The organism is Methylorubrum subtropicum, assembly GCF_038442325.1.
GTDB classification, from domain to species: Bacteria; Pseudomonadota; Alphaproteobacteria; order Rhizobiales; family Beijerinckiaceae; genus Methylobacterium; species Methylobacterium subtropicum.
The window spans coordinates 191,287-214,621 of the sequence record NZ_JBBXMW010000008.1 but is presented as its reverse complement, the minus strand read 5'-3'; the positions used below and the strand labels follow the sequence as shown (position 1 = coordinate 214,621).

22 protein-coding genes are annotated in these 23,335 nt (G+C 69.4%); 11 read left to right on the top strand and 11 right to left on the bottom strand.

Features of this window, described 5'->3' with window-relative positions:
* The first annotated feature begins 104 nt into the window (after positions 1-104).
* Entirely contained in the window at positions 105-4,322 is a 4,218-nt protein-coding gene (rpoC, locus tag AAHG03_RS13640) for a DNA-directed RNA polymerase subunit beta' (protein ID WP_342151213.1), read from the top strand.
* Positions 4,323-4,560: 238 nt separating this feature from the next.
* Here the strand turns inward: rpoC and AAHG03_RS13635 are convergent, their stop codons facing one another.
* Positions 4,561-5,670, bottom strand: a complete 1,110-nt coding sequence (locus AAHG03_RS13635; protein WP_342151212.1) for a polyamine ABC transporter substrate-binding protein — start codon at positions 5,668-5,670, stop codon at positions 4,561-4,563.
* Positions 5,667-6,026 (bottom strand): RidA family protein, encoded by a 360-nt coding sequence (locus AAHG03_RS13630; RefSeq protein WP_056237534.1) that lies wholly within the window; start codon positions 6,024-6,026, stop codon positions 5,667-5,669. The genes AAHG03_RS13635 and AAHG03_RS13630 overlap by 4 nt, the downstream gene beginning before the upstream one ends.
* A gap of 254 nt (positions 6,027-6,280) precedes the next feature.
* Here AAHG03_RS13630 and AAHG03_RS13625 point away from each other — a divergent pair, with 254 nt between their 5' ends.
* Positions 6,281-6,550: a GlsB/YeaQ/YmgE family stress response membrane protein gene (locus AAHG03_RS13625; RefSeq protein ID WP_342151211.1), complete on the top strand. Its 270-nt coding sequence runs from the start codon at positions 6,281-6,283 to the stop codon at positions 6,548-6,550.
* A 104-nt stretch (positions 6,551-6,654) separates the two neighbouring features.
* Here AAHG03_RS13625 and AAHG03_RS13620 read toward each other — a convergent pair whose 3' ends face one another.
* The 5 genes from AAHG03_RS13620 to AAHG03_RS13600 form a co-directional block, all read right to left on the bottom strand.
* The gene (locus AAHG03_RS13620) at positions 6,655-6,888 is read right to left on the bottom strand and encodes a YgaP-like transmembrane domain (RefSeq protein WP_091951019.1); all 234 of its coding nucleotides are present in this window, start codon (positions 6,886-6,888) and stop codon (positions 6,655-6,657) included.
* Between the two features lie 76 nt (positions 6,889-6,964).
* Positions 6,965-7,597, bottom strand: coding sequence for a glutathione S-transferase family protein (locus AAHG03_RS13615; protein WP_342151210.1), 633 nt, complete (start codon positions 7,595-7,597; stop codon positions 6,965-6,967).
* 105 nt (positions 7,598-7,702) lie between these two features.
* Positions 7,703-7,984, bottom strand: coding sequence for a hypothetical protein (locus AAHG03_RS13610; RefSeq protein ID WP_412759745.1), 282 nt, complete (start codon positions 7,982-7,984; stop codon positions 7,703-7,705).
* Between the two features lie 220 nt (positions 7,985-8,204).
* Positions 8,205-8,585: a DUF6481 family protein gene (locus tag AAHG03_RS13605; RefSeq protein ID WP_342151209.1), complete on the bottom strand. Its 381-nt coding sequence runs from the start codon at positions 8,583-8,585 to the stop codon at positions 8,205-8,207.
* A gap of 250 nt (positions 8,586-8,835) precedes the next feature.
* Entirely contained in the window at positions 8,836-9,045 is a 210-nt protein-coding gene (locus tag AAHG03_RS13600) for a cold-shock protein (RefSeq protein WP_056238742.1), read from the bottom strand.
* Positions 9,046-9,573: 528 nt separating this feature from the next.
* Between AAHG03_RS13600 and AAHG03_RS13595 the strand changes: the two genes are divergently transcribed.
* A complete protein-coding gene (locus AAHG03_RS13595; protein ID WP_342151208.1) occupies positions 9,574-10,089 on the top strand; it encodes a peptide deformylase in 516 nt (171 codons plus the stop codon).
* Positions 10,090-10,349: 260 nt separating this feature from the next.
* The gene (locus AAHG03_RS13590) at positions 10,350-10,715 is read left to right on the top strand and encodes a hypothetical protein (RefSeq protein ID WP_342151207.1); all 366 of its coding nucleotides are present in this window, start codon (positions 10,350-10,352) and stop codon (positions 10,713-10,715) included.
* A gap of 29 nt (positions 10,716-10,744) precedes the next feature.
* Here the strand turns inward: AAHG03_RS13590 and AAHG03_RS13585 are convergent, their stop codons facing one another.
* Entirely contained in the window at positions 10,745-11,668 is a 924-nt protein-coding gene (locus tag AAHG03_RS13585; protein ID WP_342151206.1) for a manganese catalase family protein, read from the bottom strand.
* Between the two features lie 262 nt (positions 11,669-11,930).
* Between AAHG03_RS13585 and AAHG03_RS13580 the strand changes: the two genes are divergently transcribed.
* On the top strand, positions 11,931-13,673 hold the full coding sequence (locus AAHG03_RS13580; RefSeq protein ID WP_342151205.1) for an L-lactate permease: 1,743 nt from the start codon (positions 11,931-11,933) through the stop codon (positions 13,671-13,673).
* An 80-nt stretch (positions 13,674-13,753) separates the two neighbouring features.
* On the opposite strand, the gene AAHG03_RS13575 is transcribed toward AAHG03_RS13580, so the two are convergent.
* The gene (locus tag AAHG03_RS13575; protein ID WP_342151204.1) at positions 13,754-14,173 is read right to left on the bottom strand and encodes a DUF983 domain-containing protein; all 420 of its coding nucleotides are present in this window, start codon (positions 14,171-14,173) and stop codon (positions 13,754-13,756) included.
* Between the two features lie 177 nt (positions 14,174-14,350).
* Between AAHG03_RS13575 and AAHG03_RS13570 the strand changes: the two genes are divergently transcribed.
* From AAHG03_RS13570 to AAHG03_RS13560, 3 genes are all read left to right on the top strand, one after another.
* On the top strand, positions 14,351-14,881 hold the full coding sequence (locus AAHG03_RS13570) for a GNAT family N-acetyltransferase (protein ID WP_342151203.1): 531 nt from the start codon (positions 14,351-14,353) through the stop codon (positions 14,879-14,881).
* 171 nt (positions 14,882-15,052) lie between these two features.
* Positions 15,053-15,706: a response regulator transcription factor gene (locus AAHG03_RS13565; protein ID WP_342151202.1), complete on the top strand. Its 654-nt coding sequence runs from the start codon at positions 15,053-15,055 to the stop codon at positions 15,704-15,706.
* Positions 15,707-15,841: 135 nt separating this feature from the next.
* Positions 15,842-16,339 carry a hypothetical protein gene (locus AAHG03_RS13560; protein WP_342151201.1) on the top strand — a complete coding sequence of 166 codons (498 nt, stop codon included), beginning with the start codon at positions 15,842-15,844 and terminating at the stop codon, positions 16,337-16,339.
* Here the strand turns inward: AAHG03_RS13560 and AAHG03_RS13555 are convergent.
* On the bottom strand, positions 16,315-17,163 hold the full coding sequence (locus AAHG03_RS13555) for a LysR family transcriptional regulator (RefSeq protein ID WP_342151200.1): 849 nt from the start codon (positions 17,161-17,163) through the stop codon (positions 16,315-16,317). The genes AAHG03_RS13560 and AAHG03_RS13555 overlap by 25 nt on opposite strands.
* A 98-nt stretch (positions 17,164-17,261) precedes the next feature.
* Here AAHG03_RS13555 and AAHG03_RS13550 point away from each other — a divergent pair, with 98 nt between their 5' ends.
* Complete coding sequence (locus tag AAHG03_RS13550) at positions 17,262-17,666, top strand: tautomerase family protein (RefSeq protein WP_342151199.1); 405 nt, start codon at positions 17,262-17,264, stop codon at positions 17,664-17,666.
* A gap of 11 nt (positions 17,667-17,677) precedes the next feature.
* Here AAHG03_RS13550 and AAHG03_RS13545 read toward each other — a convergent pair whose 3' ends face one another.
* Complete coding sequence (locus tag AAHG03_RS13545) at positions 17,678-19,543, bottom strand: ABC-F family ATP-binding cassette domain-containing protein (RefSeq protein WP_342151198.1); 1,866 nt, start codon at positions 19,541-19,543, stop codon at positions 17,678-17,680.
* 294 nt (positions 19,544-19,837) lie between these two features.
* On the opposite strand from AAHG03_RS13545, the gene AAHG03_RS13540 reads away from it, so the two are divergent.
* The gene (locus AAHG03_RS13540; protein ID WP_342151196.1) at positions 19,838-21,064 is read left to right on the top strand and encodes an acyl-CoA dehydrogenase family protein; all 1,227 of its coding nucleotides are present in this window, start codon (positions 19,838-19,840) and stop codon (positions 21,062-21,064) included.
* Between the two features lie 292 nt (positions 21,065-21,356).
* On the top strand, positions 21,357-23,321 hold the full coding sequence (gene mutL, locus AAHG03_RS13535; RefSeq protein WP_342151195.1) for a DNA mismatch repair endonuclease MutL: 1,965 nt from the start codon (positions 21,357-21,359) through the stop codon (positions 23,319-23,321).
* Positions 23,322-23,335: the final 14 nt, after the last annotated feature.

Genomic DNA, 23,335 nt, shown 5'->3' with positions numbered 1-23,335 from the left:
GGCCTCCCGACGACGGCCGGCGGTGCCCGCGAAGGCGCGGTGCATCAAAAGATTTCAGTCGCGATCGCCCAGGCGCGGGGCATCGTGCGAGCAAGGAGCGGATCATGAACCAAGAGGTCATGAACCTTTTCAACCAGCAGGCCCAGCCGCAGAGCTTCGACCAGATCAAGATCTCGATCTCGTCGCCGGAAAAGATCCTCTCGTGGTCCTACGGCGAGATCAAGAAGCCCGAGACGATCAACTACCGTACCTTCAAGCCCGAGCGCGACGGCCTGTTCTGCGCGCGCATCTTCGGACCGATCAAGGACTACGAGTGCTTGTGCGGCAAGTACAAGCGCATGAAGTACAAGGGCGTCATCTGTGAGAAGTGCGGCGTCGAGGTCACCCTCGCGCGCGTCCGGCGCGACCGCATGGGCCATATCGAGCTGGCCGCCCCCGTCGCCCATATCTGGTTCCTGAAGTCGCTGCCGAGCCGCATCGGCCTGCTGCTCGACATGGCCCTCAAGGACCTCGAGCGCATCCTCTACTTCGAATCCTACGTCGTCATCGAGCCGGGCCTCACCCCCCTCAAGGAGCGTCAGCTCCTGTCCGAGGAAGAGTACCTGCGCGCGCAGGAGGAGTACGGCGAGGACTCGTTCACGGCGATGATCGGCGCCGAGGCGATCCGGCGCATCCTGATGGAACTCGACTTGGAGGGCATCGCGGCCTCGCTCAAGGAGGAGATCGCGACGACGACCTCCGAGCTGAAGCCCAAGAAGCTGATGAAGCGCCTCAAGATCATCGAGGCGTTCCAGATGTCGGGCAACCGGCCCGAGTGGATGATCCTGACGGTCGTGCCGGTGATCCCGCCGGACCTGCGCCCGCTGGTCCCGCTCGACGGCGGCCGCTTCGCCACCTCCGATCTCAACGACCTGTATCGCCGCGTCATCAACCGCAATAACCGCCTCAAGCGGCTGATCGAGCTGCGCGCGCCGGACATCATCATCCGCAACGAGAAGCGCATGCTTCAGGAAGCGGTGGATGCGCTGTTCGACAACGGCCGCCGCGGTCGCGTCATCACGGGCGCCAACAAGCGTCCGCTGAAGTCGCTCGCCGACATGCTGAAGGGCAAGCAGGGCCGCTTCCGCCAGAACCTGCTCGGCAAGCGCGTCGACTACTCGGGCCGCTCGGTCATCGTGGTCGGCCCGGAGCTGAAGCTGCACCAGTGCGGCCTGCCGAAGAAGATGGCTTTGGAGCTGTTCAAGCCGTTCATCTACGCGCGCTTGGACGCCAAGGGTTTCTCCGCCACGGTGAAGCAGGCCAAGAAGCTCGTCGAGAAGGAGAAGCCGGAGGTTTGGGACATCCTCGATGAGGTGATCCGCGAACACCCGGTGATGCTCAACCGCGCGCCGACGCTCCACCGGCTGGGCATCCAGGCGTTCGAGCCCAAGCTGATCGAGGGCAAGGCGATCCAGCTCCACCCGCTGGTCTGCGCCGCGTTCAACGCCGACTTCGACGGCGACCAGATGGCCGTGCACGTGCCCCTGAGCCTCGAGGCTCAGCTGGAAGCGCGCGTCCTGATGATGTCGACCAACAACATCCTGCACCCGGCCAACGGTCAGCCGATCATCGTGCCGAGCCAAGACATCGTGCTCGGCCTCTACTACCTGTCGATCGTCGCCGACGGCGCGGTCGGCGCGCACATGCCCGGCGACAAGAACAACCCGATGCAGGGCGTGTTCGGCGATATCGGTCAGCTCGAGCACGCGCTCGCGGCCAAGACCGTCTCGCTGCACTCCAAGATCAAGTGGCGCTGGCGCGGCCTCGGCCCCGACGGCGAGCCGGTCTCGCGCATCTACGACACCACGCCGGGCCGCGTGATCCTGTCGGGCGTGCTGCCGATGCACCCGAAGGTGCCCTTCGACGTCGTCAACAAGCTGATGACCAAGAAGGAAATCTCGGCGATGATCGACACCGTCTACCGCCACTGCGGTCAGAAGGAGTCGGTGATCTTCTGCGACCGCATCATGGCGCTCGGCTTCAGCCACGCCTTCCGCGCCGGCATCTCGTTCGGCAAGGACGACATGGTCGTGCCGGAGAACAAGTGGTCGATCGTGGACGACACCCGCGCGCTGGTGAAGGACTACGAGCAGCAGTACAACGACGGCCTGATCACCCAGGGCGAGAAGTACAACAAGGTGGTCGATGCCTGGGCCAAGTGCTCGGACAAGCTCGCCGCCGAGATGATGGGCCGGATCTCCGCCGTCCAGAAGGACGACAAGGGCTCCGACAAGCAGATCAACTCGATCTACATGATGAGCCACTCCGGCGCCCGCGGTTCGCCGGCGCAGATGAAGCAGCTCGCGGCGATGCGCGGCCTCATGGCCAAGCCCTCGGGCGAGATCATCGAGACTCCGATCATCTCGAACTTCAAGGAAGGCCTCGACGTTCTCGAATACTTCAACTCCACCCACGGCGCCCGCAAGGGCCTCGCGGACACGGCGCTGAAGACCGCGAACTCGGGGTATCTCACCCGCCGCCTCGTCGACGTGGCGCAGGACGCCGTCATCCGCGAGACGGATTGCGGCACCACCAACGGCATCAAGATGCGCGCCATCATCGATGCCGGCCAGGTCGTGGCCCCGCTCGCCATCCGCATCCTGGGCCGCGCCACGGCCGAGGACCTGATCGCGCAGGACGGCAGCGTCATCGTCAAGACGAACGAGACGATCGAGGAGAAGCACCTGCCGGCCATCGCCGCCGCGGGCATCCAAGAGGTGAAGATTCGCTCGGTGCTGGTCTGCCAGACCAAGAGCGGCGTCTGCGCCACCTGCTACGGGCGCGACCTCGCCCGCGGCACGCCCGTCAACATGGGCGAGGCCGTCGGCGTCATCGCGGCGCAGTCGATCGGCGAGCCGGGCACCCAGCTCACCATGCGCACCTTCCACATCGGCGGCGCGGCGCAGATCGCGGATTCGTCCTTCGTCGAATCGAGCTTCGAGGGCACGATCAAGATCCGCAACCGGTCGCTGGCCAAGAACTCCGACGGCGACCTCATCGCCACCGGCCGTTCGGTGGCGGTGGTGATCGTGGGTCCGGACGGCACCGAGCGGGCGGTCCACCGCCTGCAATACGGCGCCAAGGTGCGGGTCGACGAGGGCGACACGATCAAGCGCGGGCAGCGGATCGCCGAGTGGGATCCCTACACCCGTCCGATCGTCGCCGAAGTCGACGGCATCGTCGGCTACGAGGATCTGAACGACGGCCAGTCGATCACCGAGACGACCGACGAGTCGACCGGCATCGCCAAGCGCGTGGTCATCGACTGGCGCGGTTCCTCGCGCACGTCCGACCTCAAGCCGGCGATGCTCGTGCTCGACCGCGACGGCAAGCCGATCAAGCTGCCGCGCGGCTCGGACGCCCGCTACTTCCTGCCGGTCGATGCCATCATCGGCCTCGACCCGGGTGCGAAGGTGAAGGCCGGCGACGTGCTCGCCCGCGTCTCGACCGACTCGGCCAAGACCCGCGACATCACCGGCGGTCTGCCGCGGGTGGCGGAGCTGTTCGAGGCCCGTCGTCCGAAGGACGCGGCGATCATCGCCGAGAAGTCCGGCTCGATCGCCTTCGGCCGCGACTACAAGAACAAGCGCCGGCTCACGCTGACGCCGCATGACGGGTCCGATCCGGTCGAGTACCTGATCCCGAAGGGCAAGCACATCCACCTTCAGGACGGCGACGTGGTCGAACTCGGCGACTACATCGTCGACGGCAACCCGGCGCCGCACGACATCCTGGCGATCAAGGGCGTGGAGGAGCTCGCTGCCTACCTCGTCAACGAGATCCAGGAGGTCTACCGGTTGCAGGGCGTGTCGATCAACGACAAGCACATCGAGGTGATCGTTCGCCAGATGCTGCAGAAGGTCGAGATCACCGACGGCGGCGACTCGGACATCCTCACGGGCGACCAGATCGACCGTACCGAGCTGGCCGACTTCAACGAGAAGCTGCTCGCCGAGGGCAAGAAGCCGATCCAGGGCGTCCCCGTCCTGCTCGGCATCACCAAGGCGTCGCTGCAGACGAAGTCGTTCATCTCGGCGGCCTCGTTCCAGGAGACCACCCGCGTCCTCACCGAGGCCGCGGTCAACGGCAAGGTCGACACCCTGGAAGGCCTCAAGGAGAACGTCATCGTCGGCTCGCTCATCCCAGCCGGTACCGGCTCGCTCGCGGCGGACATCCGCTCCATCGCGCGCCGCCGCGACAGCCTGATCCTGCAGCAGCGCTCGTCCGAGAACGCGGCCAACGCCGCCAACCTCAGCGAGCTGCCCCCCGCGGCGGCCGAGTAATCGGCCGCTCCTTCGGGATCGCGACAGCAAACGAAAAGGCCCCCGGCTCGCGAGAGCCGGGGGCCTTTTCGTTCAAGAAGCCACCTCGATCCCAACCATCCCCTCATCCTGAGGTGCCCGCGCAGCGGGCCTCGAAGGAGGGCTCCAGCGAATCGCGCGATCTCTGGAGCCCTCCTTCGAGGCTCCGCTTCGCTCCGCACCTCAGGATGAGGGGGAGGGGTGGGATATCGGGCGGTGTTCAGCGGCCCGTCCGCACCCGCGTCCAAGCCCGCGTGACGAACCGCTGCGTCGTGTCGTTCCACGCCGTGTTGGTGGAAAGCCGCTGCATCGTCGCCTCGTCCGGGTAGATGCCGGGGTCCTTCAGGATCTCCGGCCGCACGAACTTCTGCGAGGGCAGGTTGCCGTTGGCGTACGACACGAAGTTGGTGTTGGCCGCCGCCACTTCGGGGCGCATCATGTAGTCGATGAAGGCGTAGGCCTCCGCCGGATGGCTCGCGTCCTTCGGGATCGCGAAGGCGTCGAACCACATCAGCGTGCCCTCCTTCGGGATGAAGTAGGCGATCTCGACGCCGTTCTTCGATTCCTCGGCCCGCTTCTTGGCCTGAAGCACGTCGCCCGAATAGCCGACCGCGAGGCACAGGTCGCCGTTGGCGAGCCCGTTGACGTATTCGGACGAGTGGAATTTCCTCACCGACCCGCGGACCTTGTAGAGCGCGTCGGTCACAGCCGTGATGTCGTCCCAGCGCTTGGAATCGACCTTGTAGCCGTAGAACGGCAGGATCGACGGGATCAGGTCCTCGGGGGAATCGAGGAGCATGACGCCGCAATCCTTCAGCTTGGCCATCGCCCCCGGGTCGAGCACGAGGCTCCAGCTGTTGAGCGCGCGGGTCTGCCCCAGCCGCTCGCGCACCGCCGCGACGTTCACGCCGAGCCCGGTCGTGCCCCACATGTAATCGACGGCAAACGTGTTGCCGGGGTCGTAGGCCTGCAGCCGGTTGGCGATCTCCGGCCAGACGTTCTTCAGGTTCGGGATTTTGGTCTTGTCGAGCGGGAGGAACACGCCGGCCTTGATGAGGCGCTGCAAGAACGGGCCTGAGGGCACCACCACATCGTAGCCGGACTTGCCGGCCAGGAGCTTCGTCTCCAGCACCTCGTTGTTGTCGTAGGTGTCGTAGACGACCTTGATGCCGGTCTCCTTGGTAAAGTCTTCCAGCACCTTCGGGTCGATATAGTCCGACCAGTTGTAGATGTTGACGACGCGCTCCTCCGCCCGCGCGCCGCCGGCCACGAGGAGGGAAAGGGCAGTCAGTGCCGCCAAGAACCCTTGCAGGAGGCTCCGCCGGATCACGGCTCGCCTCGCGCGGCCACCACCACGATCTCGACGAGGTATTCGGGCGCGGCGAGCTTCGCCTCGACGGTGGCGCGCGCCGGCGGGTTCTCGCGATCGACCCAGGCGTCCCAGGCGGCGTTCATCTCGGCGAAGGTGGCGATGTCGGCAAGATAGATCGTGGTCGAGAGGATGCGGGACTTGTGGCTGCCGGCCTGCGCCAGCAACCGGTCGATCTGCTCCAGCACGGCTTGCGTCTGCACGGTGACGCCGTTGCCGACCGGGTCGGCGGCCACTTGGCCGGCCAGGAACACGAGCCCGCCATGGGCGGCGCCCTGGCACATGCGGGGTCCGGTCTCGTAGCGCTCGATGGTCATGATGTCGGCGATGGCCTCGGTTCAGGGAAAATGCCCGGACCCTTCTGCCGCCGGGAGCGGTTCCCCGTAAAGGCCCCGCGTTTTTTGCTGCACCGCGCGCGACTTGAGGCAACCGCCCGCTCCGCTCGCGCGTTTGTCACCCGATAACGGCCAAGGCTCGGCGAAGGACACGGCCCCCAGCCCGTCCGCCCCTGTGCCCCTGCCTCGATCAACCCTCGATTCGGCAAGCTTCCCAAGCTTTTGAGAGGTCGGACATGAGCATTCTCTGGACCATCATCATCGGCTTCGTCGCCGGCGTGATCGCGAAGTTCATCATGCCGGGCAACCGGTACGAGCCGTCGGGCTTCATCATGACGACGATCCTCGGCATCGTCGGCGCCGTGCTCGCGACCTTCATCGGTCAGGCGATCGGCTGGTACGGCCCCAACGAAGGGGCCCGCTTCATCGGCTCCATCGTCGGCGCCTGCGTCGTGCTCGCGATCTACGGCTTCATCGCCGGCCGCACCAGCAACCGCACCTACTGATCCCATCTCGGCTCCGCCCCGCGGCGGAGCCGAACCGTACTGGCTTAAGAGAAAGGGGCGCCCCGCGAGGAGCGCCCCTTTCTCGTTGTGGTGTGCCGAAGGCGTCAGGCGAGGCGGTCGTGATCGCCGTGGGTGAGCGACTTGACGGCGCAGTGGCCGGTGGCGCCGCGCACGGCGAGGCCGACGCCGACCACGAGGGCGGCCAGCGACAACCACTTGTTCGGCCGCGGCTGGGCGGCCGCCGCCGCGATGCCGAGCCCGAGCGCCACGGACACCGCCCGCTCGGTCATGCTCAGGTTCGGCGTGCCGCTGAAGATGTCTTCGATCATCTCGTTCATGGTCTTATCCGCATCCTCGTTGGGTCAGGATTCGCGGGGCGAACGCGGCGGCGGCGCGGGCGTTCCGGCGGAGCAGCTATGACGCGGCCTGCTGCGCCAGGAGCCCGTCGTCGATCTCCCGCGCCCGCACGGCCGCGGGCCGGGCGGCGTGGCGGTCGGCATAGGCCTCGAAAGCCGGGCGCCGGGGAAGCGTGCCGAACTGCATGCCCCAGCCGAGATGCGACGCGAGATAGAGGTCGGCGGCGCTGAAGCGCTCGCCCGCGACGAATTTCCGGTCCGAGACCGCGCCTTCGAGCGTGTCGAGCACCGCCTCCAGGCTGCCGTAGCCGACCATGCCGCGCATCCGTGGATCGTCCGGCACGGTGACGCCGAGCACCTTGTTGGTGACCGCCGCCTCGACCGGGCCGGCGCAGAAGAACAGCCAGCGGTAATACGCGCCCCGTGCCGCCGGCTCCGGCGCCAGCCCCGCCTCGGGGCAGGCATCGGCGAGATAGGCCAGGATCGCCGCGCACTCGGTCACCACCGTCGCGCCGTGGGTGAGCGCGGGCACCTTCCCCATCGGGTTGATCGCCCGGTAGGCCTCCGCCTTCATCGCCGGCCCGAAGCCGACGAGTTCGGTGCGGTAGGGCCGGCCCACCTCCTCCAGCATCCACCGCACGATCCGGCCGCGGGACATCGGCGAGGTGTAGAACACGAGGTCGTCGGTCATGGCGCGCTCCGGCAGGCGGGCGGCCGTTCTACCGCCGCGGATTCCGGCGTGGAAGCGGGCGCGGGCCGTGACGTCCCGAGACCGGACCCGAGTCGATCGTCCGGATCAGCGGTGGCGCCGGCGGCGCTGGCTCTTCTTCGTCGGAGCGGCCTTGCGCTGCATGCAGGAGGCCCAGATCCGGCGGCCGATCTCGTGCAGGCCGAGATTGAGCGGGTCGGGCGCCGAAAACACCTGCGCCTTCGCCTCGCTGCGGCAGAAGGCGTCCTCGGCGCTGCGGATCGGCGGCTCGGCGCGGGCCCCCGTCGCGATCAGCGACAACCCGGCCGCGGCCGACAGCAGGGCGAGCTTCCCGGCCCGCTCACGGGCGATTCGCCGGATGGTTGGCAAAGCGATCCTCCCCTCGTCACGGTGTGATCCGCGTCGTTGGGGGAAGTGGTGCCGACAAAGCCCGGCCTTGCCAAGCGCCGCCGGGCGAAATCCCGAGGAGATTGCGTAGTTTGCCCAGAGGTTCGCGGCGCCTCGCGCCGTTGTGTTCGGGCCAAAAGAAAACGCGCCGGGCTCGAAGCGTCCGGCGCGTGCGATCGTGTCGGTGGGTAAGAACCGCCCGTCAGCGGCGGATCTTCACCTTGGCCTTGCGGGCCGCGTAGCGGGCGTCGCGGGCGGCCTTCTTCTCGGCGGCTTCCGCCGCCTTGCGCTCGGCCGTCGCGGCGGCCTCGGCGGCCTCGCGGGCGATCTGGGCGGCGAGTTCCGCCTCCTCGCGCAGGCGCTTCTCTTCCGCCGCCTTGCGCTCGGCCTCGATGCGGGCGCGCTCACGCTCGCGGGCCCGCTCTTCGCGGGCGCGGGCGACTTCGGCGCGGGCCTGGGCCTTGGCGACCAGTTCCGGATCGTCCGACGGCGGACGGGCCTTGAATTTCTCGAGCAAGGCTGCCTTGGCAGCCTGGGAGTTCTGACGACGATCCTCGAAGTTCCTGAAGTCGAATGCGCTCATATGGCCTTTCTCGTGTGGTGGTCGGGCCGGCCGCCGGATGGCTCGTGCGTTCCGTCAGGAACGCACGAATCGGGTTGTGGGACCGGGCGGCCGGGACTCGGCGCGAGCCTTATGCAACCGGCGCAGTGGATGCACCAGTGCGCCGCAACACGCAACAGAGTCGGAAGGTTCCGTGCGCGGCTCCGATAACATTTTCAGCGCTGTTGCGGCAAATCTTCGGTCATCGTGAATGCCGCAGCGCCGTCGGACCTCAGGACGCCTGGAGGTTGATCGCCGCCGGCTTGCCGCTGCGACGGTCGTTCTCGATGTCGAACGTCACCTTCTGGCCCTCGGCGAGGCCGCGCAGGCCCGCCTGCTGGACGGCGGAGATATGGACGAACACGTCCTTGCCGCCGTCGTCGGGCTGGATGAATCCGTAGCCCTTGATCTCATCGAACCACTTCACGGTGCCGTTGCTCATGCGGGTCTCTCCTTCCCCGTCGTCGGGGTCCGCACGGGTTGCGTCCCGGCCTCAAGGCCGTCCCGATCGTCGAAGCGAGCGAGGGGAGTGGTGCCGGAGCCGCATCCCGTTCGGGATATCGGGACGGTCTCGCAAAGACCGACCTTCGATCGACGGGGCAAACGTATGATCGAAGAGGCAAACCTGCAACCCGGCCGAAGGTTTCACAGCCGGGCGGGCGTTCTTCGTCGCGGCGCAACCTTGGCCGTAGACGGCGGGATCGTGCGCGGGCCGGGGCCATGACACGAAAGACCGGCTTGGCGACCTACCATTTCTTATGGTGAAGCCTGCCTCGGCACCACCGCTACACCGATTCGCAACAACCTTTGCTGTTCTGCGTGCCGGCCGACGCGAGAAACGTCCCACGCCCGACGCATGGGGCCCCCTCGGCGGGCGCCGAATGGGTCGGCGGCGAAGTTAAGAAAAATTGTGTCGCGGCGCGCCGTGGGGGATGGCTCGTCCCGACCTTTTCCGGCACCGGAACCCGCCATGCCCGTCCGCCCGCTCGTCTTCCATCCCGATCCGCGCCTGAGCCGCCCGGCCGCGCCGATGACCCTGTCGCCGGAGGCCGTGCGCGCGCTCGCCGACGACGTGCTCGACACGCTCGGCGCGGTCGGGGCGATGGGGCTCACCGCCCCGCATCTCGGCGTCCCCGAGCGGATCGTGGTGATCCGCCTCCAGCCGGACGAGCCGGCCGCGACCTATGTCGATCCGGTGGTGGTCTGGGCCTCCGACGAGCGCGCGGCGCACCCGGAGGGCAGCGTCTCGATGCCCGGCGTGATCGAGCCGGTCGAGCGGCCCGCCCGCGTGCGGGTGCGCTACCGCGACCTCGACGGGGCGGAGCGGGAGGAGGAAGCCGAGGGCCTGCGCGCGGCCTGCCTCCAGCACGAGATCGACCAGCTCGACGGCGTGTTCTGGACCGAGCGCCTGACCCGCTTGCGCCGCGACAAGGCGCTCAAGCGCTTCGCCAAGCTGAAGGGGCAGGCGGGGCGGAAGGGGACGTGAGACGGTCTTCGGCGAACTCTCTGCGCCGTCATTCCGGGTCGCCGAAGGCGAACCCGGAATCCACGACTGGCCGCGACAGTTCGATTGCGACCGGGTATCCCGCATCACGGGTGGATTCCGGGTTCCGCTGCGCGGCCCCGGAATGACGGCGGAGGGTTATGGGCAGAAGGAGGGTGCGGGAGCGCACCGGGCCGATGGGCGGCGTCATCCGACCTGGATCGCGGCGTGGTAGGTGAAAGCGATCGTCCGGGATTTTTCCGATGCGCCGCTCCCTGCCCCTTCTGGCCCTCCTCGCCGTGACCTGCGCCGCCGCGCAGGGCGCGCCCGCCAAGGCGGCGTCCGAGCCGGTGATCGGCTGCACGTCGCTGGCGAACCTCCGCAGTCTCCTGCGCGACACCAAGGGCGACGCGGCCGCGGCGCTGGCGACGATCCGCGATCCGAAGTCCGATCTCGGCTGCAGCACGGTCGAGCGCGCGAGCGTGACCGAGATCACCGACCACGCCGCGCTCGGCGGACGCGCCTACGATTGCCTCGCCCTCAAGGGCACGGCGGTCTGCCACTGGGTGGTGGCCGGCAGCATGGCGCCGCCCGAACCGAAGGCAGCGCCGGCCAAATCCAAGAAATAGCCGGGGAGGGGGCCTCCCCGGCGTCGGTGTCAGCGGGCCTTCTTGGTCAGCTTCTGGGCGATCTCGAACATCTCTTCCGGCGCGTAGTCCGGCGTGAAGGCCGAGGGAACGCCGGTGAGCTGGTGGATCTTGCCGCCGTCCGGCATGCCCTCGACCACCTCCAGCTCGCCCGGCGGATCGCCCGGCAGCGCCTGCTCGCCGTTGCCCCAGAGGCCCGCGATCTCGCGGTAATCCTTCGGGCTCCACGTGTAGAGCCGGCGGTGCGAGCCCTCCGCCAGGTACTTCTGACTCTCGGGAATCTTCGAGAGATCGATGTTCGGGGTCGGCAGGAATTTCTCGATCTCGACGCCGGTGATCTTCTTCAGCGCGAGCGCGTAGGCGTGCGCGTGGACCGAGCCGCGCACGAGCAGATAGCCGCAGACCTCGCGGCCGGTCGGGTCGGTCAGCGTCTCGTAGACCCTGAGCTTGTGCAGCCGCGCGCCGCATTCGAGGTGGAAGTTGTGCAGCAGGTCGACGACGACGTTGCCGGTCGAGGTGATGAAGTCGTTGTTCCACGAGGCGCCGTTGCTGTTGATCGGCGCCGCGCCGCCCCCGCCCGAGAGGAAGGCGGCCGCGAGGCGGATGTCCTTCATGTCCTCGAACGGCGCGCCGGAGATGTCGCCGCCGTCGCCCGTATCGCCGTCGTTGTCCGGGCCGTTGTTGAGCATGGCGACGCCGTTGCTGACGAGCTCGACATGGCCCAGCTCCTCCGCGGTGATGCTGGCGACCAGGCTGTAGAACGGCTTGAGCTTGTCCTTGCTGCGGAAGTTGAAGCTCTGGAACATATAGTTCCCCAGCGTCGACATCTCGCCGTACTTGCCGCCGAGCAACTCCTGCAGCGCGGCCGCCGCGTTGGGATCGCGACGCTTGGGGGCGGGCAGTTCGGCCTGCAACTGATCGACGCGCATGAACATGGCAGAAGGCTCCTTCGCCGTCGCGATCCGTGAGGGGTCGCGATCTGGGAATCCCCTTGGGAACCCCACCCGAAGGCGCCCGTATCCGAGCCGCCGGACGATTTACGCAGGTTAACCGCGTGCCCCGGCCCTAACCTGTTGCAAGGTCACGACACTTCCCCTGGATACATGATACCGCGCGTTGAGCGGACCAGACGGCTCTGCTAGCACCCTCCGACAAGGTCGGGACGAAAAGATCCCGGCACGGAGGAGGGCAACGCCCGTGACACCCTGGAATCAAGTCTACGACCCATTCGGGAATCAATGGGTCTCGACCTTCGTGGCCTCGCTGCCGGTCATCGCCCTGCTGGGCATGATCGCCAGCGGTAAGATCAAGGTCCACATCGCCGCCGTGCTGGCGCTGGTCGTCGCCTTCCTCGTGGCGGTGGTGGCCTTCGGCATGCCGACCGACCTCGCGGTGCGCGCGACCATCCTCGGCATGGTCACGGGCATGTTCCCGATCGGCTGGATCATCCTCAACGTCATCTTCCTCTACCGCCTGACGGTGGAGAAGGGCTGGTTCGGCACGCTCCAGCAATCGGTCGCGGGCATCACCGAGGACCGGCGCATCCAGCTCCTGCTGGTGGCCTTCGCCTTCGGCGCCTTCTTCGAGGGCGCGGGCGGCTTCGGCACCCCGGTCGCCGTCACCGGCGCCATCCTGATCGGTCTCGGCTTCTCGCCGCTGGCCGCTTCCGGCCTCTCGCTCATCGCCAACACCGCCCCCGTCGCCTACGGCGCGCTGGGCGCTCCCGTTCAGGGCCTTGCCTCGGTGACGGGCTACGATCCCTACGTGCTCGGCGCCATGATCGGCCGGCAGCTGCCGTTCTTCTCGGTGATCGTGCCGTTCTGGCTGATCTGGGTGTTCGCGGGCTTCCGCGGCATGATGGCGATCTGGCCGCCGATCGCCGTCTGCGGCATCTCGTTCGCCGCCGCGCAGTTCCTGATCTCGAACTACGTCAACCCGTGGATCGTCGATATCGGCGCCTCGCTGGTCTCGATGGCCGCGCTCGTCGCCTTCCTGAAGGTGTGGCGCCCGGCCCAGGTGTGGACCTCGCCGGCGCTTCGCGGCCACGACCCGTCCCTCGGCTACGGCGAGCCCCGTCCGGCCTCGCTGGGTGCCGGCGTGCCGAGCGACCTGCCGAAGGTCAACCTCGGCGGCCGCACCGCCACCTCGCAGGAGATCTTCATGGCTTGGCTGCCGTGGATCATCCTCTCGATCATCGTCGCGATCTGGGGCACCGGCTGGTTCAAGGACCTCGTCAACCCGAGGTTCTCGTGGAAGTACGAGGTGCCGGGCCTGCACAACATGATCATGAAGGTGCCGCCCGTGGAGGCGAAGCCGAAGGCCGAGGCGGCGATCTTCAACTTCACCTACATGTCCTACACCGGCACGGGCGTGCTGTTCGCCGCGATCATCTCCGGCTTCATCATGCGCTTCTCGCCGGTGCGTCTGATCACCGCCTATTTCGAGACGATCTGGGTGCTGCGCTACTCGCTCATCACCATCGCGGCGATGCTGGCGCTGGGCGTCCTCACCCGCTACGCGGGCGTCGACGCCACGCTCGGCCTGGCGTTCGCCGGCACCGGCATCCTCTACCCGTTCTTCGGCACCCTGCTCGGCTGGCTCGGCGTGGCGCTGACGGGGTCGGACACCGCCTCCAACGTGCTGTTCGGCGGCCTGCAGCGGATCACCTCCGAGCAGCTCGGCCTGTCGGGCATCCTGATGGCCTCGGCGAACTCCTCCGGCGGCGTGATGGGCAAGATGATCGACGCGCAGTCGATCGTCGTCGCCTCGACCGCCACCGGGTATTTCGGCCAGGAGAGCAAGATCCTGCGCTTCGTGTTCTGGCACTCGATCGTGCTGGCCTGCCTCGTCGGCGGCCTCGTGATGCTCCAGGCCTACGTCTACCCGTTCACCGAGATGGTGATCCACCCGCCGGCCGGCCTCGCCCCCGCCGCGCACTGAGCCGGACGGGAACGACCCGCTAACAAGAAGGCCCGCCCCGTTACCCACGGGGCGGGCCTTCTTGTTCAAGTCCCAAGAAATCAGGCCGGGCCGGACGAGTCCGGCCGCGCGGGTGCCGCCGGGGCGGGGCGGGCCAGCCGCCCTTCCGCCGCCCGGTGGATGTACTGGCTCGCCACCAGCCAGCCCTTGAAGAAGCGCAAGGGGAGCGTGCAGGTGATGAGCACCACGGGCAGCGTCAGCACGAAGTGCAGCCAGACCGGCGGGTCGTAGGTCAGCTCCAACCACAGGCCGAAGGCGACCGCGGGGATCGCCGTCGTCATCATCACGAAGAAGGCCGGGCCGTCGGCGGGGTCGGCGAAGGAGAAGTCGAGCCCGCAATTGTCGCAAGCCGGCGCGACCTGCAGAAACCCATTGAACAGGTGGCCGCGGCCGCAGCGCGGGCAGGCGCTGCGCATGGCGCAGGACAAGGGCGACTGGGCGGTGAAGGCTGGATCGGGCATCGGACCTCTCTTCGCACGGGCAACGGGATGCGGCGGCGATGGTTCGCTCCCATCGCGAGCCCGCGACATCCCGGCAAGGGCCGGACGGACCCGGCTGGTATACGTCACCGGGCTGGGATTAGACCCGCGTCTCTGGACGTGCCTTTCCGTCCCGCCGCACGCGCCCACATGCCAAAAATGTGGTTCCGGCGCGCCCGTCCCGAAAGTCTGCTCGACCTGCCGCGGATCGAGACCGAGCGGCTGGCGATCCTTGCGCTGGAGCGGGCCGACGCGCCGGCCCTGCACCGCCTCACCGACGATCCGGCGATCACCAGCGCCATCGACTTCCTGCCCGATCCGTTCACGCTGGCCGATGCCGAGGGGCTGATCGCGGGCGGGCGGCACGGGCGCGACCGCTTCCTCGGGGCGTGGCTGCGGGAGGACGGGACGCTGGCCGGCGTCGTCGGCGCGCATCTGCGCGGGGAGGGCGCGATCGAGATCGGCTACTGGATCGGCGGTGCGGCCCGCGGGCGCGGCTTCGGCGCCGAGGCGGTGGGCGGCGTGCTCGGCCTCTTGCGGACGCGCTTTCCCCGCCGGGCGATCCTGGCCGAGTGCCGCCCCGGCAACGTCGCCTCCTGGGGCCTGCTGCACAAGCTGGGTTTTCGCGACACAGGCTCGGAGGGACACCGTCCGGGCCGGCGCCAGCTCGTGTGGGAGGGCGGCGCGTGATTGGACGAAAGCACGGGCAGCCAGCTCTACCGAATTACCCTAGGATTCGGGACTGAGACCGGGCCGTATCGGCCCACCGGAAAGCGTGACCCTGCTATGATGGCCAGCGCAGCAACCGATCCGGCCCATGACTCTGCCCATGGGCTCGCCCCGCGCGTGGGAGAGAGTACCTTGCGGCTCCTTCTCGTCGACGACCACCCGCTGTTTCGCGAGGCGCTGGCGAGCGCCATCGCCCTGGCCTTTCCCGGCGCCGAGCTGCACGAGGCCGACGGCATCCGCGGCGCCTGCGACATCCTCGACCGCAACCCCGCGATCGACCTGACGCTGCTCGACCTGACGATGCAGGGCGTGGCCGGCTTCGACGGGCTCGTCACCATCCGCACCCGGTTTCCCCGCGTGCCGATCCTGATCGTCTCGGGGCTGGAGGAGCCGCGCATCATGCACGAGGCCGTGCGCCACGGCGCGGCGGGCTTCGTGCCGAAAGCCGTCGACAAGGCGACGCTGACGCGGGCCATCTCCGAGGTGCTCGGCGGCGCCCTGTTCATGCCGGCCGATCAGGTGCCGCCGGCGCCGGCCCGCCCCAACAGCAGGAAGCCGCCGCTGGCCGAGCGCGTCGCCCGGCTGACGCCGCAGCAGATGCGGGTGCTGACGATGATCCGCCAGGGCAAGCTCAACAAGCAGATCGCCCACGAGCTTCAAGTCGGCGACTCGACCGTGAAGGCCCACGTCTCCGAGATCCTGCGCAAGCTCGAAGTCATCAGCCGCACCCAGATCGTGATCGAGACCGCCTATCTCGATTTCGACCAGACCGGCGGAGGGTTTTGAGCGGCCGCCCGGCCGGACGCGAGCGTTCGCAACCGATCGGCAGGCCGGCCCGCACGGGATCGAACGAACGAAAAAATCCGGTCGCCGGACGGCCTTCGATGCAGGATAGTGCCGTCGTCTGGTGAGGGGCGTGACATGGCCGAAGACGACGCAGCCCCATCCGCGACCGGCCCGGCGGAGGGTCCGCCCGCGGCCGTGACGCTCGCGGACTCGCTGATGCGCGAGGAAGGCTGGGGCCCGGCGCAGTTCGGCCGGGAGGGGCCGAACCCGCCCTACCTCCGCATCGGCGGGCGGCTGCGCCTGTCGCTCTCGGCCTACGAGCCGTGCTTCGCCGCATTCCACCGCGACCGCGGGCCGTTTCGCGCCAAGGTCGGCATGGCGGCGCATCTGGCGAAGTACGACGCCCTGATGGTCGATCCGATCGCCTTCGAGGAATGCTTCGGGGCGGGCGAAGGCAACGAGACGGTGTTTCCCTTCGGCGCGTGGCTCGCCGTCCGCCGGGTCGGCTTCGGCGGGTTGGCGCTGTGGGGCAAGCGCCAGGGCGCCGTGACCCTGCCGCTGGAACCGCTGACGGTGGCCTCCGCGATCTGGCTGCGGCGAGCGCCGCTTCAGGCCCCGCGCAACATCGACTGAACCGCGGCCTCCAGCGCACGGGCCGCAGCCGCCGCGGCCGGGGAATGGGCGCGGGCGAACATCACGATCTCGGAGGGCGGCAGCACCGGGAGATCGTAGCGGGCGCCGACATCGCTCATCCGCCCGGAGGCGACCGCGCCCATCGGCGCGATCCCGAGGCCCGCCCGCACCGCCGCGACGAGCGCGCTGCACGAGCCGCCGACGAAGGCCTCGCGCCAGGGCCGGTGAGCGGCATCGAGATGGCGCACCGCCATCGAGCGCACGCCGCAATGGGGCCCGAGGGTGACGAGGGGAACGGGCCGGTCCGGCGCGACGACATCCTCCTCGGTGGCGCGCCAGCCGAGCGGGTCGAGCCCCAGCACCTCGCCGTCGGCGCCGCCGGCCTCGCGCCGGATGATCACGGCATCGAGTTCGCCCTCGTCGAACGCCGTGCGGATCGGCTGCGACAGGCCGAGGCGCAGTTCGACCGCGCTGCGGTGGGGCAGCGCCGCGCGCACGTGCCGGATCACGTGTTCCAGCCCGGTGCCGAGCGCATGGTCGCTCGCCCCGATGACGAGGCGCACGCTCGGCGCGTCGTCGAAGCGCGTCGCCTCGTCGTGCGCGGCCATCAGGGCGCGGGCCTTGGCCAGGAAGGCCAGCCCGTCCTCGGTCGGGCGGACGAAGCGGGGCGTGCGCTCCAGCAGTTTGCGGCCGAGCGCGGCTTCCAGCGCCTTGATGCGGGCGCTGACCGCCGGCTGCACCGTGCCGGCGGCCTCCGCCGCCCGGGTCAGGTTGCCGAACTCGACCGCGAGGATGAACAGGCGCACCGAAGCGAGATCGAGCATGATACGAATTCGCTATGATGACGAGAGTCGATCATAGCGTTCCGCGTGGATGTCGCAAAGGCCAGATTGTCCCTGCCAACGACACGCAGGAGGCTCCCATGCCGATGATCATCGTCCGCTACGTCACCCCCACGCCCCGCCCTGAACTCCGCGCCCAGATCGCTGAACTCGCTTCGCGGCTGGGCTCCGAAAAACTCGGCAAGGACCGGAGCGTCACCGCGATGCTGATCGAGGAGGCCGACCCGAAGGGCTGGTTCATCGGCGACAGGAACCCGACCGACGAGGGCCTCTCGGCCTTCTGGATGGACTTCAAGATCACGGTCGGCACCAACACCAAGGACGAGACGACGGCCTTCGTGAGGGCGGCGTTCGAGGGCATGGAGGCCCTGCTCGGGCGGCTGCACGAGGAATGCTACGTGCTGGTCCACGCCGCCGACGGCGACGCCTACGGCTATGGCGGGCGCACCCAGAACGGCCGCTGGGCCGCCTCGCATCCGGGCTGAGGGGCCGCGCCCTACGCCGCCCCCTCGATCTCCCCGCTCACCTCCAGCCACTCCTCCTCGGCCTTGGCCAGCGCGTCGGCGGCCTCGGCCCGCATCCGGGCGAGGTCGCCGGCTTTCGCCGCGTCCTTGAGGAAGGCGGTGCCGTCGGCGAGTGCCGCGTCGATCTTCTCGATCGCCCCCGAGAGCTTGGCCATCCGCGCCTCGATCCCGTCGAGCCGCTTCTTCAGCGGCGCGAGCGCGGCCCGGCGCTCGACCGCGGAGCGGCGCGCCTCGGCCTTCTGACCGCCGGTCCCCTCCGAGCCCGCCTCCGTCCGCTCCGGGCCGGCGAGCACGAGGCGGCGGTAATCGTCCATGTCGCCGTCGAAGGTCTTCACCGAGCCGTCGCGCACCAGCCAGAGCCGGTCGGCGCAGGCCTCGATCAGGAAGCGGTCGTGGGAGACGAGGATCACTGCGCCCTCGTAGTCGTTGATGGCCTCCACCAGCGCCTGCCGGCTCTCGATGTCGAGGTGGTTGGTCGGCTCGTCGAGAATGAGCAAGTGCGGCCCGTCGAAGGCGGCCAGCCCCATCAGCAGGCGGGCCTTCTCGCCGCCCGACAGCTTCTCGACCGGCGTGTCGGCCTTGGTCGCGGGAAATCCCAGCCGCGCGGCGGCCGAGCGCACCCGCGCCTCGGGCGCGTCGGGCATCCGGTCGCGCACGTGGGCCACCGCGCTCTCGGAGGGGCGCAGCTCGTCGAGCTGGTGCTGGGCGAAATACGCCACCTCCATCTTGGACGAGCGCTTCATCTCGCCCGCGAGCGGCGGCAGCCGCCCGCCGATCAGCTTGCAGAAGGTCGACTTGCCGTTGCCGTTGGCGCCCAAGAGCGCCACCCGGTCGTCGGGGGCCAGACTCAGGTTGAGCCCCGATAGCACGATGCGCTCGCCGTAGCCGGCCTGGACCCGCTCCATCGCGACGATCGGCGGCGAGAGCGGCTTTTCCGGGCTCGGCAGATGGATCACCGGCACGTCGTCCTCGATCAGCGCGGCGATCGGCTCCATCTTGGCGAGCCGCTTCATCCGCGACTGGGCTTGGCGCGCCTTGGTTGCCTTGGCCTTGAACCGGTCGATGAAGCTCTGGAGATGCGCCCGCTCGGCGTCCTGCTTCACCTTCGCCTTGGCCTGGAGCACCCGCTTCTCGGCGAGCTGGCGCGCGAAGGAGGTGAAGCCGCCGCGGTAGATCGTCAGCTTGCCGCGGTCGAGATGCAGGATGTGATCGACCGAGGTGTCCAGCAATTCGCGGTCGTGGCTGATGATGATCGCCGTGCGGGGGTACTTTTCGAGGTAGTCGTAGAGCCAGAGCGTGCCCTCGATGTCGAGGTAGTTGGTGGGCTCGTCGAGGAGCAGCAGGTCGGGCTCGGAGAACAGGACGGCCGCGAGCGCAACCCGCATGCGCCAGCCGCCGGAGAAGTCCGAGCAGGGGCGGGCTTGCGCCGCCGCATCGAACCCGAGTCCGTGCAGGATCGCCGCCGCGCGGGCCGGGGCCGAGTGGGCGCCGATATCGACGAGCCGCGTCTCGATCTCGGCGCGGGCCACGCCCTCCGCGGTCTCGGCTTCGCGCATCAGCCGGGCGCGCTCGGTGTCGGCGGCGAGCACGACCTCGTGCAGGGTCTCGGGGCCGGCGGGCGCTTCCTGCGCCACCGCGCCGATGCGCATGCCCTTCGGCACCGAGACCGCGCCGGTGTCGGTCGGCAATTCACCCAGGATCGCCCGGAACAGGGTGGTCTTGCCCGCCCCGTTGCGGCCCACCAGCCCGACCCGGGCGCGGTCGGGGATCGCGAAGGTGGCGGAGTCGAGGATGACCCGCTCGCCGATGCGGTAGGAGAGATCGTTGACGCGCAGCATGGCCGCGTTCTGAGGGCGGGCGGGGGCGAGCGCAAGAGCAACGCGCTCTCCTCCCCCGGACCTCGGGCTTGCCCGAGATCCGCACCTTGCTTGCCCAGATCGGGCAGGCCCGATCTGGGTGGGGAGGAGCCGGAGGTGGGGGTGGTGCCGGATGTGGCTCGGCGGTGCCTTCTGCACCACCCCCACCCCTGCCTCCTCCCCGCAAGGGGGAGGGGAATTCGCGGGCAGCGCGAACGTTTTGCCGACTTGAGCGTTCGGTTCCCGCGACCAAACTATGCCGTGGGAGGGTGGACGATGGGCAAGCCCGAGATGATGGAGCCGCGCCCGCCGGAACTGCTCTCGCCCTGGCGCACAGAGCACCGCGTCGCCCTCCAGGAAGAGGCGCGCAGCTTCGCCCGCGACGTCATCCTGCCGCTCGCCGACGAGCTCGATCCGCAAAAGGGCGAGATGCCCCGCTCGCTCATCGACCAGATGGCGCAAAAGGGCTGGTTCGGCATCACGATTCCCGCCGAGTACGGCGGCATGGGGCTCGGCGTCTTCGAATACTGCCTGATCTCGGAGGAGCTGGCGCGGGCGTGGCTCTCCACCGGCTCGATCCTCGCCCGCGGCCAGGGGCTCGGCACCCAGACGATCGACGACGACCGCCGCAGGGCGCTGCTCGGCCAGTCGGCCCGCGGCGCATGGATCGGCTCGATCGCGCTGTCCGAGCCCACCGCCGGCTCGGATCTCGCCGGGGTGCAGACGCGGGCCGTGCGCGAGGGCGACCATTGGTATCTCACCGGCACCAAGCGCTGGGCGGGCTTTGCCCAAGGCGCGGACTTCATCGAGGTTCTGGCCCGCGTGCGCGACCCCAAGCCCGGCGAATCGCGCTCGGCCGGGCTCGAACCCTTCCTCGTGGTGAAGGAGCCCGGCACCTTCCCCGAGGGGATGCAGGGCACGGTGATCGACAAGATCGGCTACCACGGCTTCCTCACCTTCGAGCTGAAGCTCGACCGGGTGCGGGTGCCCGAGCGCGACCGCCTCACCGGCCTCTACGGCGACGAGGGGGCGGATGCGGATGCCGGCGGCTTCGCCTCGGTCCAGCGCGGCCTCAACATCGCCCGCGTCCACACCGCGGCCCGCGCCGTGGGCGTGGCGCGGGCCGCGGTCGAGGATTGCACCGCCTACCTGCAGGAGCGCGAGCAGTTCGGCCGGCCGATCGGCCAGTTCCAGGCGCTGCGCTTCGCGCTGGCCGACATGGCGGCGGAGGTGGCGCAGGCCCGCGCCTACTGGCAACAGGTCGCGCACCTGCTGGACGAGGGCCTGCCCGCAGAGAGCGAGTCGGCCGCGGTGAAGTTGCTCGCCACCGAGATGGCCGTGAAGGTGACGAACCAAGCGATGCAGCTGCACGGCGGCAACGGCTACACCACCGAGCGCCGGATCGAGCGCTACTGGCGCGACGCGCGGCTCACCACGATTTTTGAAGGCACCAGCGAGATCCAGCGCCGCATCATCAGCGACCGGATGCTGCCGCGGGGGTGAGGCGACGGGGCGCGGGTCGAGGCGGTTCACGCTATCTGCCGCTTGATCCTCCACCGTCGTTCCGGGGCCGCGCAGCGGAACCCGGAACCCACCCGTGATGCGACGCCGAACGAACCGTCGCGGCCGGTCGTGGATCCCGGGTTCCGCTGCGCGGCCCCGGGATGACGGGCGTTCAGGATGTCCGTCATTGCGCCTCTTGGGATGCCGCCTCGATTCGAGTGTCGAACCCCGAGTGAGAACGGGCCTCGGCGCCTATCGGCGACCACGGCAGGCGCCTATATTCGGTCAAGAAATGTCCGCCGCCTCCGCCCTCCTGCCGCCGCGTGCCGGCGTCCGCCGGCTCGACCCGATCCTGGTCGATCGCATCGCCGCGGGCGAGGTGGTCGAGCGGCCGGCCTCGGCCGTCAAGGAACTGGTCGAGAACGCCATCGATGCGGGCGCCCGCGCGGTCGAGGTGACGATCGAGGCCGGCGGGCGGCGCCTGATCCGCGTCGTCGATGACGGCATCGGCATGGGGGCCGAGGATCTGGCGCTCGCGGTCGAGCGCCACGCCACCTCGAAGCTCCCCGACGGCGACCTCACCCGGATCGGCTCGCTGGGCTTTCGCGGCGAGGCCCTGCCCTCGATCGGCGCCGTCTCGCGGCTCGCCATCACCTCCCGCACCGCCGAGGGGGAGGGGGTGAGCCTCACGGTCGAATCCGGCCTCAAGGGCCCGGTGCGGCCCGCGCCCGCCGCGCGCGGCACCCGCATCGAGGTGACCGACCTCTTCGCCGCGACCCCGGCCCGGCTGAAATTCCTCAAATCCGACCGGGCCGAGACCGCGGCGGTGGCGGAAGTGCTGCGGCGCCTCGCGGTCGCCCAGCCGCAGGTGCGCTTTACCCTGCGCACCGAGAGCGGCAGCCCGACCGTGTTCCCGGCCGAGGCCGAAGTGAACGAGGCCGCCACTTTACGCCGGCTCGGCAGCGTGCTCGGGCCGGATTTTCCGGCCAATGCCGTGCCGTTGTCGATGGCCCGCGAGGGGTTTTCGCTGGAAGGCCATGTCGGCCTGCCGACCTTCCACCGCGGGGCCGGCACCCACATCCACTTCGTCGTCAACGGCCGCCCCGTGCGCGACCGGCTGCTGCTCGGCGCCGTGCGCGGGGCCTACGCCGACACCATGAGCTCCGACCGCCATCCGGTGCTGGCGCTGTATCTCGCCTGCGAGCCCGGCCTCGTCGACGTCAACGTGCATCCGGCCAAGACCGAGCTGCGCTTCCGCGAGCCGGGGCTGGTGCGCGCGCTCGTCGTCAGCGCGATCCACGAGGCCCTGCGCCGGGCAGGCGCCCGCTCCTCCACCACCGGCGCGCGCGCCGCCCTCGACGCCCTGCGGCCAAGTGTTTCGGGGATCGGCGGCCCCGTGGGGGAGGGGCGCTTCACGGTCCATACGGGGGCGGCCGCCCCGAGCCTGATGCCGCGCCCGGCCCGCACCCTGTTCTCCGGCCCCTCGCTCGCCGCCCCCGCGGGTTGGCGCGCGCCCGCGCCCGCGATGCCCGACCGGTCGGGCTTCGCCGAGACGCCGCAGGCGGCGTTCGCTCACGACTTCGCCCAGCCGGACCTGCCCCCTGCTGCCGACCTGCGGCCGGAGGCCGGGGCGGAAGAGGCCGACGCCCATCCGCTCGGCGCGGCCCGTGCCCAGATCCACGGCACCTACATCGTGGCCCAGACCCGCGACGGGATCGTGCTGGTCGATCAGCACGCCGCCCACGAGCGCCTCGTCTACGAGCGCCTGAAGGCCGAGCGGGCCGGCGGCGGCGTGGCGTGCCAGGGTCTGCTCATCCCCGACGTGGTCGAGATGGCCCCGGACGCCGCCGACCGCCTCGTCGAAGCCGCCCCCGAACTGGAGCGGCTCGGCCTGTCGCTGGAGGCCTTCGGCCCCGGCGCGGTGCTGATCCGCGCCGTCCCTGCCGCGCTCGCGGGCGGCTCGGTCAAAAACCTCGTCCTCGACGTGCTCGACGCGTTGGAGGCCAGCGGCGTCGAGGAGGGCGGCCCGGCGGGCGCGGGCGATCCCGATCCGGTCAGCCGGCGCCTCGACGCGCTCCTGTCGCGCATGAGCTGCCACGGCTCGATCCGCGCCGGACGCCGCCTCAAGCCGGAGGAAATGAACGCGCTGCTGCGCCAGATGGAGGCGACGCCCCTCTCCGGCTCGTGCAACCACGGCCGCCCGACCTTCGTGAGTTTGGGATTGGCCGACATCGAGCGGTTGTTCGGGCGGCGCTGAGCCCGTTTAATGGC